General features: G+C 34.2%; 3 protein-coding genes. All 3 read right to left on the bottom strand.

Features of this window, described 5'->3' with window-relative positions; translation table 11 throughout:
- Nucleotides 1-51: 51 nt before the first annotated feature.
- Nucleotides 52-16098, bottom strand: a complete 16047-nt coding sequence (locus ACTHPI_RS06545) for a Rib/alpha-like domain-containing protein (RefSeq protein WP_445353365.1) — start codon at nt 16096-16098, stop codon at nt 52-54.
- A 289-nt stretch (nt 16099-16387) separates the two neighbouring features.
- Nucleotides 16388-17782 (bottom strand): flavocytochrome c, encoded by a 1395-nt coding sequence (locus tag ACTHPI_RS06540; protein WP_445353364.1) that lies wholly within the window; start codon nt 17780-17782, stop codon nt 16388-16390.
- Between the two features lie 5 nt (nt 17783-17787).
- Nucleotides 17788-19194 (bottom strand): class II fumarate hydratase, encoded by a 1407-nt coding sequence (locus ACTHPI_RS06535; protein ID WP_445353363.1) that lies wholly within the window; start codon nt 19192-19194, stop codon nt 17788-17790.
- Between the last annotated feature and the right edge of the window lie 316 nt (nt 19195-19510).

The following is a 19510-nucleotide window of genomic DNA, read 5'->3' as shown; positions in this document are numbered from 1 at the left end:
GCATAACTTTTTCAATTAATAAAATCAATAACAAAATATGATTTTAATAAATTAATCACGTTTTTTATGTTTCTTAACACCGGCAAGACCTATCATGCCCAAACCAAGCGCTAATAAACCTGCTGCTTGCGCAGCTTCGTTTTCATCAGAGCCAGTCTTAGGCAAAGTAGCGTGAGAAGACATAGCCTTTTCAGATTTTACACCAGAATTTATTGAAGTAGCTGAACTTGTTCTACCAAGTGAACCTAAATCTGCAAACTCACCTTTTGTAGCAATCGTAGAGTTGTACTTATTTGTACTATAGCCACTATTATTACCTAATCGAGATGAATTATTATAGTCAGTTTGTCCATTATGAGATGGTTTGGCAGATGAAGAATCTCTTTCTTCACTACCTAGGGCGTTACCTGGTTTTACAGTTAAATAGAAGTGCTTCTTCGTTGTTTTACCATCTGGATATTTAATCCCAATAATACCTTCTTGTCTACCAGCTTTATTAACATTTGGCTTTTTAATCCAGTAAACTTCAGTACCTTCTGGTAAGTTATCCATATTCTTAACTAAATCTTCTGGATCTGGTAACTTACCACCTTTCTTAATAGTAAGGTGAATAATAACTGGATCAGTATGCTTTATAGTTTCATTTTGCTTTGAATCTTTATTACTTACAGCAGAATTATCACTTTCAGCATTCTTAACATTAATTTTTACATTAACATCTTTTGTAGAACCATCATTAAATTTAACTACAATTGTACCATTAGCACTTCCTGTATTATCTACATTTGGATCAGTCTTCCAAGTATAAGTTGTACCTGCTGGCATTTGATCTTTATTCTTAATTCCATCTGTAGCATCTGGTAAACTACCTGGTTTAGTAGAAATATCCTGACCAATTGGAGCATACTTATCACTATCGCTTTGCGTTGGAGTTGCTGGCTGAACTGGAGTAGTAGGAGTAGTATCTGGAACATTTGGAATTTCCGGAGTATTTGCGCCAGAGTTACTTTGATTATTTGAACCAGTATTATCCGTTGAAGCACCTGAAGTATTATCAGTATTATTTGGTTTAGTTACATCTAATGTAGCAACAAGAGGCTTGCTTTCACCTAAAGTATTCTTAGCAATTAAGCTCATATTGTAAAGCTTAGCAAGTTGACCTGCTGGAACAGTAATTTGACCAGTCTTTTCATCAACTTTTGCATCATTTGGTAAATTCTGCATATTCTTAGGATCAAAACTATAAAGTAGTTGACCTGCTGGAACATTAAGACGTTTACCAGTCTTTTTATTAATTAAAACTGGTGTAAACGTTGCAGATTGATTTTCATCTACTTTTTGATTTGCAAATAATAATGAAACAGCATTAAAGTCAATTGCATAAGTTACTATATCTTCTTTAGATTCAGCATCTGGAGTAACTGCAACCTCTGCAAAATCACTTACAGAAGGTTTATAACCATCAAACTTATCAAATTGATCTTCAGTAATTTCTTTCCACACACCATTAGTCTTATTAGTGAGCTTACCATCTTTATCCATAACTACCCATGGAACATAGGTCTTTTTACCAGAAACAGGATCAGTATATGCAGCATTACCATCCTTATCTTCACGAGCAAAGTGAATAGTTTGAATAATATAGTCAACTTTATTAGAAACTGGACTGATCATTTCAATTGTACGAGTTACATATTTATTAAACTCGTCATTAACCATATCTTTGCCAGATTCATACTTAGTTGGCGTTCCTTTATCACTAACTATGACTGGAATTGAAACAGTTTTAGCTGAGCCATCCTTAAAAGTAACATCTACCTTAATTTGCTTTTTACCAGGTGTCTTAGTTATATCCGAATCATTATTCTCGTTATAAGTTACTTGAACAACATTCTTACCATTAGGATCAATCACTTGAGCCATTGGATCAGATGGAAGCTTATCTCCCTCACTTACCGTAATAGGTTTAAAGTTAGATGAGTTAAAGTTATCAGCATCACTATTAACAATTGTAACTGGAACTTTGATAATGCGACCCGCACTTGTTGAACCATCCTTAAAGGTAATGATAATTTGTGGATTCTCTGCTTTTCCTACAGTTGAAGTATCAATTTCTGAAGGATCAGCAAATTTAACACTTTCAATAACACCATCTGGATCTACAACAGCATCTTTAGCATTATTTGAATCAGATAAATCAATAGTAGCTCCATGATGAATAGTTATTGGCTTAACATTCTTAGTATAGTCAAACTTATCACTATCTGTATAAACATGAACATCTACTGAAATATGTTCTTTCTTAGAATCATCTGGGAACGTAATAGTTATATCATGCTTCGTAGTTCCTGGAACAGTAGTATCAATTGTTGAAGAATCTTCAAACTTAGCATGAGTGCCTGCTGGTACATTCTTCAAAGCTGAATCAGCATCATGGTCACTTGGATTGATTTTATCACCTTTATGTACTTCAATTGGCTTTAAATCAGTAGTTGGATTGAAGCGTGACGCATCATCATCCCCTACAGTTACTGGAATAGTAACTTCTGTAGTTGAACCATCCTTAAAAGTAATGGTTGCTTGATAATTATTAGTACCTGCTTGATCTGTAGTTACTGTATTCTTAAATTCAGCTTTATCCATAATTGGATTCTTAGGATCGATTTCACTAAGACCCTTAATGGCATCTTCTTTATTGACTACATCTCCAACTTTTACTTCAAGTCCCTTAATTAATGAACTATCTTTATTAGCATTATCAAAGTTTTCTGCTTCAGTAACAATCTTAACCGGAATCATTACATCAACAGTTGAACCATCGTTAAACTCTAACTTAGCTCTGTAATTTATAGTTGTGTCTTTTTGAGTAGTATCAATATGTTGAACAAAGTTTGCATCCTTTACATTATCACGCTTGGCATCTACTATCCCTTTAGTAAAGGCATCGTGATTATCAACACTTGAATTATAAATTTCATCAACTGTTTGAACTTTGGCATTAGCGTTATTCATGAAGTCGCTAGCTTGACTTGCTTTAACATCAACTGGAATATCAATTGTAGCAACCGATCCATCATCAAAGACAACTTGAGCTTGTACTTTGGTTTCCTGAACTTTATTCACTGGAACATCTACCGTAAACTCAGTAGTATTCTTATCATCCTTAGTAACAATACCGTACTTAGTCTTTGTAGCAGTATCAAAGCCTTTAATAGCATCAGTTCTAGGAGATGGAATACCCATCTTTTCAACAACTGGAATCGGTGTAATCTTATTGTTGTTGAAATCATCAATAAAGTCAGAAGCTCTGTCATATACCTTAACTGGAATCTTGACTTTCAAACTTGATCCATCTTCAAAACTAACAACTGCATTATATGGATGGATACCAGTAGTAGCAGTATCAATTTGAACGTCTTTATCCCAATTTACACCAGTAATATGATATTCTGTTTGCTTACTAATACCATCACTAGCTGTAACCTCATTTGATGGTGTACCCTTCTTAACACGAATTATATTAACTAACGCGTCATGATTGATATCATGCTGGAATTGACCAGATTGATCAAGACTATAAGTTAAAACAATACTTGTATCTTTAGTTGGATTAATTCCATTTGGTTCAACATCTACAGCTACAATTTTACCTGATGTGATATCAAGGGCTTTTCCATCTTGGGTTGCTGCAAGGTTATAGTGATCAAGCTTAGTTACATTAACTTCTCCCCAACTAGTTGCACTTGTATTAACTGGGGTCCATTCGCCATAAACTATGTCAGTTGGATCTTCATCATTAACAGTCTTAGTACGTTGGAAGCTGACAGCTTGATCTGGAATTGGAGCAACTTGTTCACTAGTTACACCATTGATTTCAAAGTGACGAGTAATAGTTTCAAACATGTCACTATTCTTACCAGGATTCTTTGGATCAACATCACTTGGCTTAATTGTAGTTAAGTGATCAACAAGAACTGTAATTGGATCATTATTACTACTCTTAAATTTATAGCTAGTTGGCAATCCTGAATTCTTATCAATCTTGTAGCCATCTGGCAAGGTCAACTTAGCACTATCAATTGGAAGTGTTTGATCAGTTACACCTGTCAAATCTTGATGACCAACAATCGTCTTGCCGTCCTTAGCATCAACAAAGTTCAATGTTACTTTTTGTTCATTAGCTTTGTTAGTTATGTTAATTATTTCATTAACTGGATTCCAATCAGTATTATCTGCTTTTGGTGCCTCAATAGTTTCTGCAGCAATTGTACCATTAGCAGTTAACTTATAAGCAGTTCCTTTTTGATTACTACCAGTTATAGTTGTAGTGTAACCATCTTTAGAAACCTTAGTAGTCTCTTCAAATGTTGGATTATTTGTTGTCCAAACACCATAAGTTACATTGTCAGTGTCCTTAGTAGTATCAATATATTTATCACGAGTGAAAGTTACTGTTTGAGTAATTGGAGTTTCACCATCCACCGTAATAGTACGAGTAATAGTCTTAATCATGTTCTTGTAATCAGGATCAGTTGGTGTCTTAATAACATCACTGCCCTTCTTTATATCAAGAACATTAACCGGAACAGTTACATCAACTTCATATCCATCATCATATGCAACATGGATTGTACTATTAACAAGTCCGGCCTTTGATACATTAGGTTTAGTAACCCAAGTCAAAGTCTTAGGATAACCTGTTCCCTGACCAAAGTTAGTAATAGCTTCTTTATCAGTATTATTATTGGTTAAATCTGGCGTTTCATTAAGCTTTGTAGTTAGCTTACCAGCCACAGGTGCCCAAATAGAATCAACTTCTGGATCCACCGTCTTCTTAGTACCATCTGGGTAAGTAATAGTAATTTCTGGAGTAGTTGGTGTCTTACCTGGATTTGGAACATTCGGAGTTTTGTCAGTCCATTCAACTTTAGTACCATCAGGTAATTTATCTGGATTCTTAATACCATTATGTGGATCTGGAATTTCTGGAGTTTTACCTGGATCTACAGGAATGTGAATTGGTTGAGTTTCAACAGTTGTGTCGTGTGCTTGATCAGTAACTGCAACTGGAATTTGAACTGTAAGACTTGTTCCATCCTTGAATGAAACAGTGGTTTGAAAGGCTTGAGCTGGATGAACTTCATCAGTTAATGGAAGAGTAGTAAATGCAGCGTCTGTTACATTATAGGCAGTTGGATCTTTAATACCATTAATAGCTTCACTAGCAGTATGAGTAGTACCTTTACCCCAAGTCAATTGCTTAACTAAGGCATTATCCTTATTATCATTATTAAAGTGAGCTGCATTTCCCTTATCATCAACTAAGACTTTGATTTGAACATCAGTCAAACTTGAACCATCAGCAAAATGAATAGTTGCTGCATAATGCTTACCAGTTTGATCAACCTTAGAAGTATCAATTGTCTCATTAAATTTAGGAGCATCATCGCCATTAGCAGTAATGCCATACTTACTAATTTCATCAGCAGTTAAACTCTTAGCAGCATCAGTCGCTGGAACTTGACTACCCATATTTTCATGAATTGGATTAGTTGCAATCGTCTTAGTTGGATCTGTTGAATCCTTATGATTATCATGGTAGTTCACTGCATCATTATATACATAAATTGGAATGTTAATTGAACTTTGTGTACCATCATTAAAGACTATTGTTGCAGTATATGACGTCTTTTTACCAGCAGCTTGACTTGAAGTATCAATCTTATTTACATCATTAAAGCTTACATTCCTAATATCATATTGATCAGCGTTCTTAATACCAGTTTCAGCATTAATGGTCTTAGCATCAGTACCTTCTTTTACACGAATTACTTGAGCTAAAAGATCTTTTGCATCAGGGTTAGCTGGATCATTATTATCATGATCAAACTTTGTTGCATCCCCACTAATAATCTTAACAGGTACCTTAACACTAGCAGTTGTACCATCATTAAAGGTTACAGTTACGTCATATGGAGTAGAAGCAGTAGTTACCTTAGAAGTATCAACATCTTTGTCAAATTTTGCGTCTTTAATATCGTAAGTCTTCCAAACTTCTTGGCTAAATCCATCCTTAGCACTTGAACCAGCTGGAGTTGGAGTTGACTGCTTTATATCCATTTCCTGAGTTAATGGATTCTTGCTATTATCTTCATCAAACTTAGACTTATCATTCCAAACCTTGACTGGAATTGAAACCTTAACAGTTGACTTATCGCCAAAGGTTACAAGTGCGTCATAATTCTTAGTACCAATTGTCTTAGTATCAATTGAAGTTGGATCAACAAAGGCAACACTAGTAATTGTGTAGTCTTTGTTTTCTTTAATACCAGCTTTAGCATCAATTGTAGTAGGATCGGTGTTTTGTTTTACAAGAATAGTCTGAACATTGGCATTATTCTTATTATCATCAGTGAACTTACCTGCATTAGTTCTTGTGTAAGAAATAGTAATTGTGGTATCAGCTGGAATATTCTTTTCATCACTTGGATTGAAACTCTTAGAATCTATCTTCTTTGATGAAATATCAACTATCTTTCCTTGATTATCTACAGCAGTAATAGTGTATAAACTATCAAACTGTGGTACATCGAACTCTGGCCAAGTCTTAGTATCATCTTTAAAGGTCCACTTACCATAACTTTCAACCTTACCAGTAGTATCATTAATAACTTTATTACGTGCTAAGTGAATTACTTGGTCAGTCTCATCATCCTTACCAGTAACTGGATTCTTAACAATAATCTTACGAGTAACATCCTTAAACATATCACTATCTTCACCAGATGGAGCAATATGCTCATCATCTGGGTGATAAGTTGTAAGTTGATCAACATAGATTATCTTAGTTTGATTCTTATCAGTACCAAAAGTATAAGTATAATCACCGTTCAAAGTATCGTTCAACTTATAACCAGTTGGAACAGTAAGTTGATCTTTAGACATTGTAATCTTTTGACCAGTTGTCCCATTAAATGAATCACCTGGAGTATCATCAGTTACTTCAGTCTTCTTATCACTAGCATTCACATACTTAATAGTTACAGTATCGGCATTAGCTGAGTGAGTTACAACATAATTTTCATTTTGAGAATCTGCAGTAATATCTTTATCTTCTGCTGGGATAGTTTCATTAGTCAAGGAAACATCTTTACCATTTAACTTAACAATTGAAGCATAACCATCTTTATGAATATTAACTTCTGTGAAATTGCCATTCTTTACCCAATCACTGTAACCAATTATCTTGTTACCATTTTGAGTATCAACATAAACATCACGAGTGAAGATTATTGTTTGAGTTGGCTGTTTTTCACCATCGATAGAAACATTACGAGTTACTTCTCTATATAAGTCTTTTGAACCATTTGGATCTTTTGGAGTATCTTTTGAACCATGAATTGTTTCTAAGACATTAACTGGAATATTAACACTCTTCTTATAACCATCATTATAAGTAATAGTTACATTTATACTTTCCTTGCCCGCTTTATCAGTTGAAGGAGCATCAGATGTCCAAACAACACTCTTAGGCATTCCATCAACGCCACTTGCTTGTAAATTCTTAATACCAGCATTTGCATCAGTAGCCTTTGCTGCAACACCTTGCTTCAAAGTAATAGTCTGAATTTCAGGAGTAGCTTCAACTGTAACTTTACCAGCAATTTCTTGACCGCGCGTACCATCTGGATAAGTTGCAATAATTGTTACATCTTGAGTACCTGGCGTATTAAAGTCAGCTGTCTTAGTACCAAATTCATATTTAGTACCTTCTGGGGTCTTAGTTTTATCGGTATCAATTAAGTTAGCTGCTTCAACAGCTGTGCCTTGATCAGTTTGAACTGGACTAGTCTTAATGACAATATTTTTATCATTTTCTGAAGCTTCATCAGTTATTTCTACAGGAATACTAATAATTGATTCAGTACCATCTTTAAAAGTAATAATTGCAGATTCATTTTGAGATGGATGAGCGGTTTCAGTTGAAACATTTTCATTAAAGACAACCTTATCAATATTATAATCAGCAATTGCTTTCGCATTATCTGCACTAGTCTTACCAATACCGTCCTTAGCATCTTCTGGAGCAAGTACACCGTTATTGTAGCCTTTACCATAACTTAATCCATGAACTAAGGCATTCTTTTCACCATTATCATTATCAAAATTAGAAGCGTCACCTTTATCAAGAATCTTAACAGGAACAGTAACACCCTTCTTGATTTCACTACCATCACTAAATTTAATGTCAACATCATATGGAGTAGTATCAGTAGTTGCTTTAGAAGTATCAACATCTTCATTATAAACAACTGAAGTAATATCATACTTATCCTTGTCAAAGCCTTGAATAGCACTGTCGCCCTTCTTAACTACAGTACCCTTGTTATAATCAATTTCTTGACTTAAGACATTCTTGTGATCCTTATCTGGATTATTGTTTTCATTAAATTTAGAAGCATCATTCCAAATTTTAATAGGAATATTTACATCAATTGTAGAACCATCATTAAAGGTTACAGTAGCTGCATAAGTCGGAATTTCTCCTTCTGGAGTTACTACAGAAGTATCTGGCAACTTAGTTGTATCTTTCCAAGCTACAGAGTCTTTATCAGCTAACTTATAATCATCTGACTTCTTGATACCATCAGTTGCAATAATTGCAGAAGGATCATTTGTCTTAGTTTGATGAACTAAAATAGTTTGGGTTGCAGCATTGTTCTTATTATCATCAATAAACTTACCAGCTTCAGTTCTAGTATAAGTCAAAGTAATATTAACATTATTAATCTTGGCTAAATCATCGCTGACAGTTGGAGTATCTGAAGCAATAATCTTCTTGCCATCTTTATTAATAATAGCTACATCATTACCCTTTGAATCTTTACCACTAGCACTAATCTTATAAAGTCCATCAAATGTCTTAACTTCATAATCTGGCCATGAAGCAGTTTGACCATTCATCAATTCCCACTTACCGTAAGAAATGTCCTTTGAATCATCTTCATTAGTGGTCTTAGTTCTCTGATATTTAATTTCTTGCTTATCATTAACTTGCTTTTGAGTTGTTGGATCAATGTAAGTAATTGTACGAGTGATTGTTTCAAACATATCACTGTTTTTACCGGGAGTATTTGGATCAACATCACTAGGTTTAATCGTAGTTAACTTATCAAGAGTTACAAGTAACTTACCATTTTGAGCTGGAATTGTGTAACTAGATACTAAACCATCCTTATCAATCTTGTAACCCTCTGGAATAGTGAAATCCTTATCTCCAATCGTAAAACTCTTAGAGTCATCAGCCTGAATAATAGATACTTTATCATCAGTATTACCAGTGAAGCTTTGAGTTGGAGTTACAGTAATTTCTTTACCTGACTTCTTATCAATGTAAGAAATATTAACTGTTTCTTCATTAGCTTTGTTAGTTACTGTAATTGTTTCATTAACTGGATTCCAATCAGTGTTAGCTGCTTTTGGTGGTCTAATGGTTTCTGCAGCAATTGTACCTTTGTTAGTTAACTTATAATCATTACCCTTTTGATCATTACCAGTTACAGTTGCAGTGTAACCATCTTTAGAAACTTTACCTGTTTCCTCAAATGTTGGATTGTCTGTTGTCCAGATGCCATAAGTTACATTGTCTTTATTAGTAGAATCAGTGTACTTGTCACGAGTAAAGGTTACTGTTTGAACAGTATTTTTACCATCAACAGTAATAGTACGAGTGATTGTTTTGACCATATTCTTGTAATCAGGATCAGTTGGGTCTTTACCCTTTTCATCAGTACCCTTCTTAGTTGACCAAACGTTGACTTTAACTGGAACATTCTTCTTTTGGTAACCATCATTATAAGTAATGTCAATAGTTGCATCTTGAATGCCTGCTTTATCAGTTGAAGGAACTGTTGTCCAAACAACGCTCTTAGGCATACCATCTGCACCCTTAGTATCAAGATTAGTAACGCCACCTGCAGCATCACCATCAACTGCTGGAACACCTTGCTTTAATTGAATAGTTTGAGTAACTGGAGTAGCTTCAACTGTAACTTTACCATTTAATGTACCAGTAGTTCCATCTGGATAAGTCAAACTAATAGTTACTTTTTGTGTACCTGACTTAGAAGTATCTGGCTTAGTTGTCCATTTTTCAGTTGTATTCTTTGGAAGAGTTGACTTATCAGTATCAATAATTGAATTTGGATCAACAGTAGATCCTTGATCAACTTGAACTGGCTTATCCTTAGCAACTGGAGCGTTTGTTGTAGCTTGATCAGTAATCATTACTGGAATCTTAACTATAGCAGTTGAACCATCATCAAAGGTTACAGTTGCATCATAATCAGTATCTTTACCAACATGATCTTGATCAGTTAAAACAGTTTCCTTAAATGTTGCATCAGTAATTCCTAAACTTGCTGGAGTTTCATTCTTTACTCCAATACCTTTAAGAGCATCAGTTGCTGGAATTGTGGCACCTTTACCATAGCTTAATTCATGAGTTAGTGGATTTTTATCAGTATTCTTATCATTAAAGTTATCAGCTTGAGACTTGTTAACTGTAATAGATACTGGAATATCTAAAATAGTTCCATCTTTAAAGCTAATTTCAGCAGTACCGGTTTGCTTGCCAAGTTTAGTAATATCTGGAGCTGTTTTCCAAGTTATCTTATCAACTTCAGAATTATGTTCTTTAGTTAAATCAGAACTATCGACATAATTTGTGGCATCCTTTAAAGTACTCGTTACATTATGAGTAGCCTCTAAGTTATTGTTCTCCTTATTAGCTTTAGCTGCCTTAGCACCATAAATGTTCGCATAAACATTAGCCCAATTAATATCACTATCTGCACTTGGAGCAGGAATACCAATCACACTTGCTGCATCTGAATTCCAATGAAGAATTACACGATACTTACTATTTTCATTTTTATCTTTTTCATCATCGCTTGTTGAAGAAGTAGTAGCAGTTCCATCCTGACTGAACTTGCTACTATCAGTATCTAATGTATGATCATCATCCCATTTAGTTGAAAATGCATCAGCACTGATAGTATTACCTGATCCATCAATATATTGTGTGCCATCAGTTGATAAAGTGTACTTCTTAACTTGCTTACCTGTTTCATCAAATAAATCAATTTCACTAACTTTAGGAGCAACTGGAGTATTAGAACCTGTTGTCTTATGATAATCTGGCGTTGCTACAATGATTGAAGCAGAAGTATCATCACTATAAACCTTTGTCGTATTATCTGGTTGAGTCTTAGTAAGAGTTACAGTAACCGGAACATTGACTGTCTTACCACTAATTGTGACATCAACAGATAAGTTTTGTGGAGTTGAAATGTGAGTATTTGGCACTGTATGCCATTCAAATTTAGTGTCCATAGGTAAATCATAAGCATTATGAATTGCATCTTTTGCAGAATATGGATCAGTAACATTACCCACACCCTTAATTTCATAAGCTAAGAAGTGAACATAATCTTTAGTACCATCTTTATAAGTTACTTGAACTGTAATATCTTTATGAGCAGTATCAGTTAAACTACTTGCTGGAATTGTGACAATTCCATCGTTATTAATTGTTGCAGTACCATTTATAACTGTATAAGTTATACCATCAGCCGGTTTACCATTTTTATCCCAAGTAGGAAGAGCACTTATAATATCTTTTTGATCTGCACTTACAACAATATTATAAGTTGGTTGATACTTAGCATCTTCACCATCAGCAACCTTCACTCCAGCTTTAACAGGAAGATCTAAATAGGTACCATCTTTAAAGTTAACTCGAACAGTTACATCACGAATTCCTGTCTTATAAGTATTGATTCCGTCTGAATCTACAACTTCATAACTAGTTACTGCATTATTAATATGATCTTTGCCATAAGCGTCAAGAGCTTGATGATTAATTAAAGTAGCTACTTTATCAGATGGAAGGAATTTAGCAATAGCACCAGAAGCATAATCATTCTTAGGAATTGTAATTGGAGTTAATGGATTTGCAACTGTAGCACCAACAAGCTTAACATCTTGAGTAATAGTTGCTTTAACACCGTTATCAATTGCTCCATCTTTAACAGGTGCTGAATCCATTCCAAACTTAACAGTTACTTTGCCACTTGTTGAAGGTTGAGTAGTATCTGGTAAAGTTTCATAACTAATATTAGCACCTAACTTAGTTGTACCATTGATAAAATCACCAGTATTTGCATCATAAGTGTATTGAACAGGTGCTGATAACCTAGATTTATCCTTACTGTCTTGAGTATAAACATCAACTTCGCCAACAGCTTTCTTTGCATCACTACTATCAAAACTCATTGACTTATCAGTCGTCTTATGAGCTTCCATAGCATCGCTTGGCTTAACAATTACTGCGCCGCTAACTGTACCATCAGCGTTAGTATTACCCCATATAACTTGACTCTTACCGTCTGTTACATTAACCAATGCTGAAATATTATCTGTTGACTTATCACTGTAAGTTACAGTAACTGGAATTGTATAGATACCAGCACTATCAGTAGTTGTTGGTTTAAGAGTGATGACACCGCTATGAGCATCAATAGTAGCAAACCCAGCAGAATCTATTCCTAACGTATAAGTTAAACCTGTTGGAGCAGTAGTATCTGTGTAATTAGTTTTACCTTCAGTATTAAGAGTTGACTTCTTAAAGCTAGGTGCTGCAATTGTAGCTGTCTTACCTTGCTCTACAGTAATTGGTTTATAGGCAGGTTGATAATCATCATTTAAATTACGTTTTTTAACAGTAATTGGAACGAAAACAAAATCAGCAGAACCATCTTTATAAGTTATTGTTGCAACTTGTTGAGTTGCTTTTCCATCTGTACTTACCAAATTACCATCTTTATCAGTTTTAGCAACTGAATTAGCCATACCTTGATAAACTTGATATTCTTCTTGCTGAACTTTATTTAATTTTGAAGCATCAGTATTTATATCACATGGAGTTTGAGTCCAATCAAAGCCCCATTTAGATCTACTCCAATCAATATCACCAGTATCACCAAGGATAGTTTGATGATTTTGATATATAGACCCATTAGCATTTTCAAGATCGTTAATTCCATCTTTCAAGCTAAGATTTGCAAGTCTAGTACCTGCTGTAGTAGTAATGCTTTGAGCAGTTGGTTGATATTTATCTGCATCAGTAAGCTTAATTTGATCTTGATTTGTAGAATATAGTGAAATCCGACGTGGTGACCACCAATTGAAATTATTAGTTAAAGTCAATAAACCTGTACTCTTCAATTCACTTGGAGTAATTTGAGTCTTCTTTCCTGTAGTTGGATCAGTATAGAAGTAATAATTATTATCATATGTATAATTACCCATAGATGGAGCCATAGTAACTTTACTATTAGAACTAGCCATATTATATCCAAATTCATGGTTAATCCCCTGCTTTTCACCTACTGGCAAGAAATTACCATAGTAGTTACCACCGTTCATTTGGTTATACATATTAGTGATTTGCCATGCATTATTAGGTTTATCACTATCATTATTATCTTTATTCCATTGAGCGACAGTAACAGGTAATTGATTTGATCCAGTTACTGTAATGTCATTATTAGTACCTTCAGTTCTAATAGCGGAACCTGTCTGATCCCCGGTTCTTTGGAAATTAATATATTTTGGTGAATCAAATTTAATGTGATTTTCTGAACTGGTACCAAACATAGTAATCATACCAGCAAAATTTACATTATCTATATTATTATCAATCCACTTCAATCCACCGAAATCAGTAGTAATTAAAGCATGATTTGCATAGGCAGTTGAAAGTGAGTCTTGTAAGTCTAATGTTCCACCTTTATTAACATTGAAGTAAAACTTAGAACCACTGTTAGGATACATATTTCCATAAGTAATTAACGGTGAAACACCATCAATACCATGATCTTTTGGAATATTACGAATAACCCTTAAAGTTCCATCAACATTAACTGTATATGACGCAGCAGCTGACGGAATACTTGCAGTACCAAAGTAATTAGCACATGGCATACCAAGTGTAATTGGACCATAGTGGTAATAATCATTCGTTGGATGCAATGCTTGTTGAGTAGTCTTCCAAGCATTATTGTTTTGCCAAGTATCAATATTTAAAGTAGCATCTTTATCAATCTGAAGATTACCTGCTTGAATACCAACGGAGTGACCACTACCCATAGTCAAGTCCATTTCAGCACCTTGTTCTAAGATGACATTACCATGATAGTTTTGGCCATAAAGGAAGCGTAAGTTATGGCCTTCTTTGGTTCTATCAATACCTTTGTTAAAGACAAGTTTAGAATTCTTGCCCATTGTAAAATTACCTTGGCTAGCTGGATTATCTAAAGTTCCATCTTCATTGGCATTACCAAGATAAATAGCATTGTCACCAGATCCATTTGTAGTGAAGGTGTCATAGTCACCAAAAACACCTTGACCCAAAACACCTGACTTTAACGGGTCTTTTACATTGAAATTAACATTTGCATTATCTGCAATATTTACATTAAAAGCAGAAATAGCACTGTCACCAGTATTCATATTGACATTAAAGTTATCATTACCCTTAAGTGTTACATTAACTGGCATTTGAGTAGCAGCTTGTGCAGTTTTCCCATAACTAAATAATGTACCACCATTTATATTTGCTGTTACACTATCGTAAGTAATATCTGCTCCTTTAGCACCAAAAGCAGCCACTTTATCTTGGTAGAAATAAAATGGTGAATGACTTGCTCCATCACTATTAATAGTTAAATCTTTAAGAGTAAGATCCCACTTATTTTTTCCACCTTTATCCCAAAGAGAAATCCACCATTTACCCATATCAAGCTTATGATTGTTACCCTCAATGGTTAAAGCACGTGGAGCATTAGGATATGGGTTTGAAGTATTATGAGCAGTACCAAGTTCATATGCACCAAGTCCACCAGCAGTTTGGAAGCCAAGGGCACTCATATCCCAGCCACCACTGACGCCACCAGTATACAGCCCTCCTTTAATATCTGAATCTTCACCGGTAACTCTCACTCCAAATGTACCTGTGTGTTCCTTTAACCCAGTAAAATCAATATCAGCAGTTAAGTTCATAGTCTTAACATTACTGTCCACAAACGCTTTACTGAATTGGCCATAGGTTGAAATATTAGCTACCCCATTTTTATCAACAGTGTAATCACTATTTAAATTATCATTAGTTGCTAATACTTGATTAGACAATGCAAGCTGTTGAGCTTTTGATAAACTGTCAAACTTCTTCTTGGCATCATTCAAGGCTGCTGTTTGGTCTTCTTTGCTCATTGAAGGAAGCTTCTTTTCAAGATTATCCATATAAGCTTGGTAATCTTTTAAACTTTCTGTAGTTGAAATAGCATTCTTAGCAGTAATGTCTGTTGGTAAAGTATTTTTAGCTGTATTACTATCCTTATTTTCAGTTTGAGCAGGAACATTATTTGAAGTTACTTGAGCAGCATTATCTACATCTTTAGTAACCTTATTAGCAACTATATTTGCATTACTATCTTGAACAGTTGAAGCATTTGCACTTTGTTTAGCTACTTTTGATTGTTGTGAATTTTGACTATCGGATTTTTGAAGTTGTTTGTCAGTTTCAGCTTTGCTTTGTTCATTTTTAACTGAAATTGGATTTTGATTATTAGTAGTTTCAGTTGTTGACTTTTGAACTGAATCTTGAGCTTCACTAACTTGATCAGTATTCTTAGAATTTACTTCATCCTTATGATGATCTTCAATCTTTGAATTCTCTGTATTTTTTTGAGTTAAAGTTGCATTATCATTAAAATCTTTAGGATCTAACGTAGTAGTTACAACAACTTTATTCGGTATTTCTGTGGTTTTAACATCAGTTTTATCAACGGGCTTACCATCATTGCCGTTATCTGGATTTACATCTTGAGCTTCTACAGTCTCACCATTACTCATTCCAATAAAAACAGAACCAATTAAAACAGACGCTGCACCAATAGAAAACTTTCTAATGGAGAAGCGATCTTTTTTTGGTTCCATCTTGCGTAAACGTTCTTTATAATTATTTTTTGATAGCATATCTTAACACTTTCTTATCTTCTTCACAATTGATATACAGTTATATGGTAGCACAATTATTAGTGTTATTTTATTATATTTGTATTAGCATTTACATTTTCGTTACAATATAGTTTAAATAAGTACTTTACCCTAAGATTAATATTATAAATTTTGCACAAATTAAATTTACACAACATCATATTTTTTATATATTAATAAAAAATATGATTTTTATTCACTGCACATGAATATTTTTGATAAAAATTATATTAATGTTATTTTTTTACTATTCCACTTAGAAAAACTATTACTTATTTTTAAGTTTTTTAGCCATTTGCATCCCTGCTTGACGACCAAAAATCACAGTTTCTGCAATTGAATTACCACCAATTCGATTATTACCGTGAAGTCCTCCTGAAACTTCTCCTGCAGCATATAATCCCTTGATAATATTTCCATTACCATCCAAAACTTCAGTTTCAGGGTTAACATGAATTCCGCCCATAGTATAGTGAATAGCTGGATGAACATGAATTGCATAATAAGGTGCATGGTCAAGTTCACGTTCCATACCTGTTGTTCTGCCAAAAAGCTTATCATCTTTGTTCTTGACATCTTGATTCCATGTCTTAATAGTTTCTTCTAAGTTTTTAGCATTCACACCAATTTTTTCAGCTAGTTTATCTATGTTTTCACCAGTTTCTACCAGTCCAACATGATCATAGAACTCAATTGCTTTAAAATGGTCATGTACTCCTTGATCAAAAATCAGATAAGCCCCATCTTCATCAAGATTTGTAATTGCATTAGAAACAATCTTCCGAGTGGTAAGTTCATTTATAAATCTTTTACCATCTTTATTAATTAAGATTGCACCTTCACCTCGCACACCTTCACCAATTAAGTAGGTATGGTCAGTATCTGTTTGAGCAGTTGGGTGAACTTGAACAAAATTCATTTGCATTAGTTGCGCATCAACACCTTCTGCAAGCTTAAGTCCATCACCAGTCGCGCCTGGTTGATTAGTTGTCTTATAGTCAACTAAATCTGGACGATATTTTTTCATTAATTCTTTAGAAGCACCAAAGCCACCACTTGCTAAAAGAACAGCTTTTGCATGAATAACTTTTTCACCATCTGCGGTTTCTACTACAACACCATTGACGCTTTTATCTTCATCTTGTAAAAGCTTGGTAACCTTAGCATTATTGAAAACATCAATATCTTCTTTTTCAATTTGCTTAAGAAGTCCGCTAACTAAATAACCACCTACAGGAGCCATTGAAGCAGGACGGTGAGCACGCTTTTTGCTCATTCCACCTGTAATTGTTAAATCGGTTAGATCAATATCATGTTCCATCAGCCAAGAAATTGCAATCGCAGAATGATCTACAAAGTATCTCAACATCTCACGATCATTAAGAAGACCTCCACCCTTTAAAGTTTCTTTATAAAAATCTTCTTTATTATCAATAATGCCTTCATTAAGCTGAACCAAACTTTCAGATGCGTTCATTCCGCTTGAAGCACGATTAGTATTACCACCTAAATTTTCGTTTTTTTCTAATACTGCTACATTTAAGCCAAGTTCATGAGCTTGAAGAGCTGCAGTAAGACCGGTGCCCCCTGCCCCAACAATAACTGCATCATAATCTGACTTTAATTCATCAGTATTTTTTGGTTTAAAAATAAATTTTGCCATTTTTCCTACTTACTTTCTTCAGGCTTATCCTTATCTACATTAGTCATCTTCATGTAGTCCATCCATTCATCATATTGCTCTGGAGTCACTTTACCACTAGCAAGGGCAGCTTCACGCAAAGTAGTACCCTCTTTATCAGCTTTTTGAGCAATTTTGGCCGCATCATGATAACCAATATGAGGAGAAAGTGCAGTAACAGTCATCAAAGAATTATCAAGGAGATCATCCATTCTCTCTTCATTAACAGTTAAGCCGTGAATCATTTTATCTGCAAAACCAGTAATAGTTCCAGTTAAAATATCACAAGAATCAAGGAAACTTGCAATCATCACTGTCTTAAAGACATTCATTTCAAAATTACCTTGACTAGCAGCAAATGTAATTGTTGTATCATTACCAAAAACTTTAGCAGCTGCCATAGTAACAGCTTCTGCTTGAGTTGGATTTACTTTACCTGGCATAATACTTGAACCTGGTTCATTAGCTGGAATATTAAGTTCACCATAACCAGCTCTTGGACCACTTGCTAAAAGTCTAATATCTTGAGCAATTTTAAACATATCCGCTGCTAAAGTTTTAAGTGCACCATGAACAACATCAAGACCAGAATGATGTGCTAGACCCCAGAATTTATTAGTATCAACTTTAAAATCATGACCATACACTTCAGATAACTTACCTGCAATTTTTTCTGTCATACCAGGAGCAGCATTAAGACCAGTACCAACTGCAGTACCACCAATTGCCAATTCATAGAGAGTTGGTTTTAGCTCTTTAATATAGGAAAGGTCATGCTTAAGAGCAGAAATATAACCTGATAACTCTTGTCCAAATGTAAGAGGAGTAGCATCTTGAAGGTGAGTGCGTCCAACTTTTACTGTTTTCCAGTATTTCTTTTCCTTAATTACTAATTCATCAATTAAGTGCTGAATTGCTGGTTCAAGCTTATCAAGAGCTTCAATAGCTACAATATTCATTACAGTTGGATAAGTATCATTAGAAGATTGGCCACGGTTAACATCATCATTTGGTAAAATGTTAAGTCCTGGATGAAGCTTATTTGCAAGATTAGCAACTACTTCATTAACATTCATATTGCTTTGAGTACCAGAACCGGTTTGAAGAACATGAAGTGGGAAGTCTTTACGTAATTGATCATCATCAAGTGATAAAAGATGATCAATTGCATCTTCAATTGCTTCACCTTTTTCCTTAGGTTCATCTCCTACTTCGACGTTACTTTCAGCAGCTGCTTTTTTCAAATGTAAAAATGCACGTACAATAGCAAGTGGCATTAATTCACCACTTGGGAAGTTATTGCGACTACGTTCAGTTTGCGGACCCCATAAAGCTTCTTTTGGAATTTTAACAGGACCAATAGTGTCTGATTCAACACGGTATTCTTCAGTCATGTGAATATCTCCTTTTTATATTTTCTTTTATTTTATTGATAACTTATCTTATTTTCAACTTTTATCATACATGTAAGAGCTTTCTTTTTCAATAATTTTAAAAATTTTTACTTATTTTTAAGTATTTAAAAATTATGATTTTTTATAACGTTTTCCTTTTTATTTATATTTATGCAGAAATTTATGACAATTCATTAAACAAAAGCTCAGAAATCGAATTTTCTGGGCTTTTTTTATTAAAATTGTTGCTTTTTAGACTATTTAGTATAGTATATTTATAAATAAGAAAAATCTTTACATACCGTTTGTTTTTATT

Source organism: Lactobacillus sp. PSON (assembly GCF_052615405.1).
This window is presented reverse-complemented; position numbering and strand designations above follow the sequence as displayed.

Excerpts from the sequence above, each read along its gene's own strand:
- ACTHPI_RS06545 (WP_445353365.1), bottom strand. The coding sequence starts at position 16,098 with ATGCTATCAAAAAATAATTATAAAGAACGTTTACGCAAGATGGAACCA.
- ACTHPI_RS06540 (WP_445353364.1), bottom strand. The coding sequence starts at position 17,782 with ATGGCAAAATTTATTTTTAAACCAAAAAATACTGATGAATTAAAGTCA.
- ACTHPI_RS06535 (WP_445353363.1), bottom strand. The coding sequence starts at position 19,194 with ATGACTGAAGAATACCGTGTTGAATCAGACACTATTGGTCCTGTTAAA.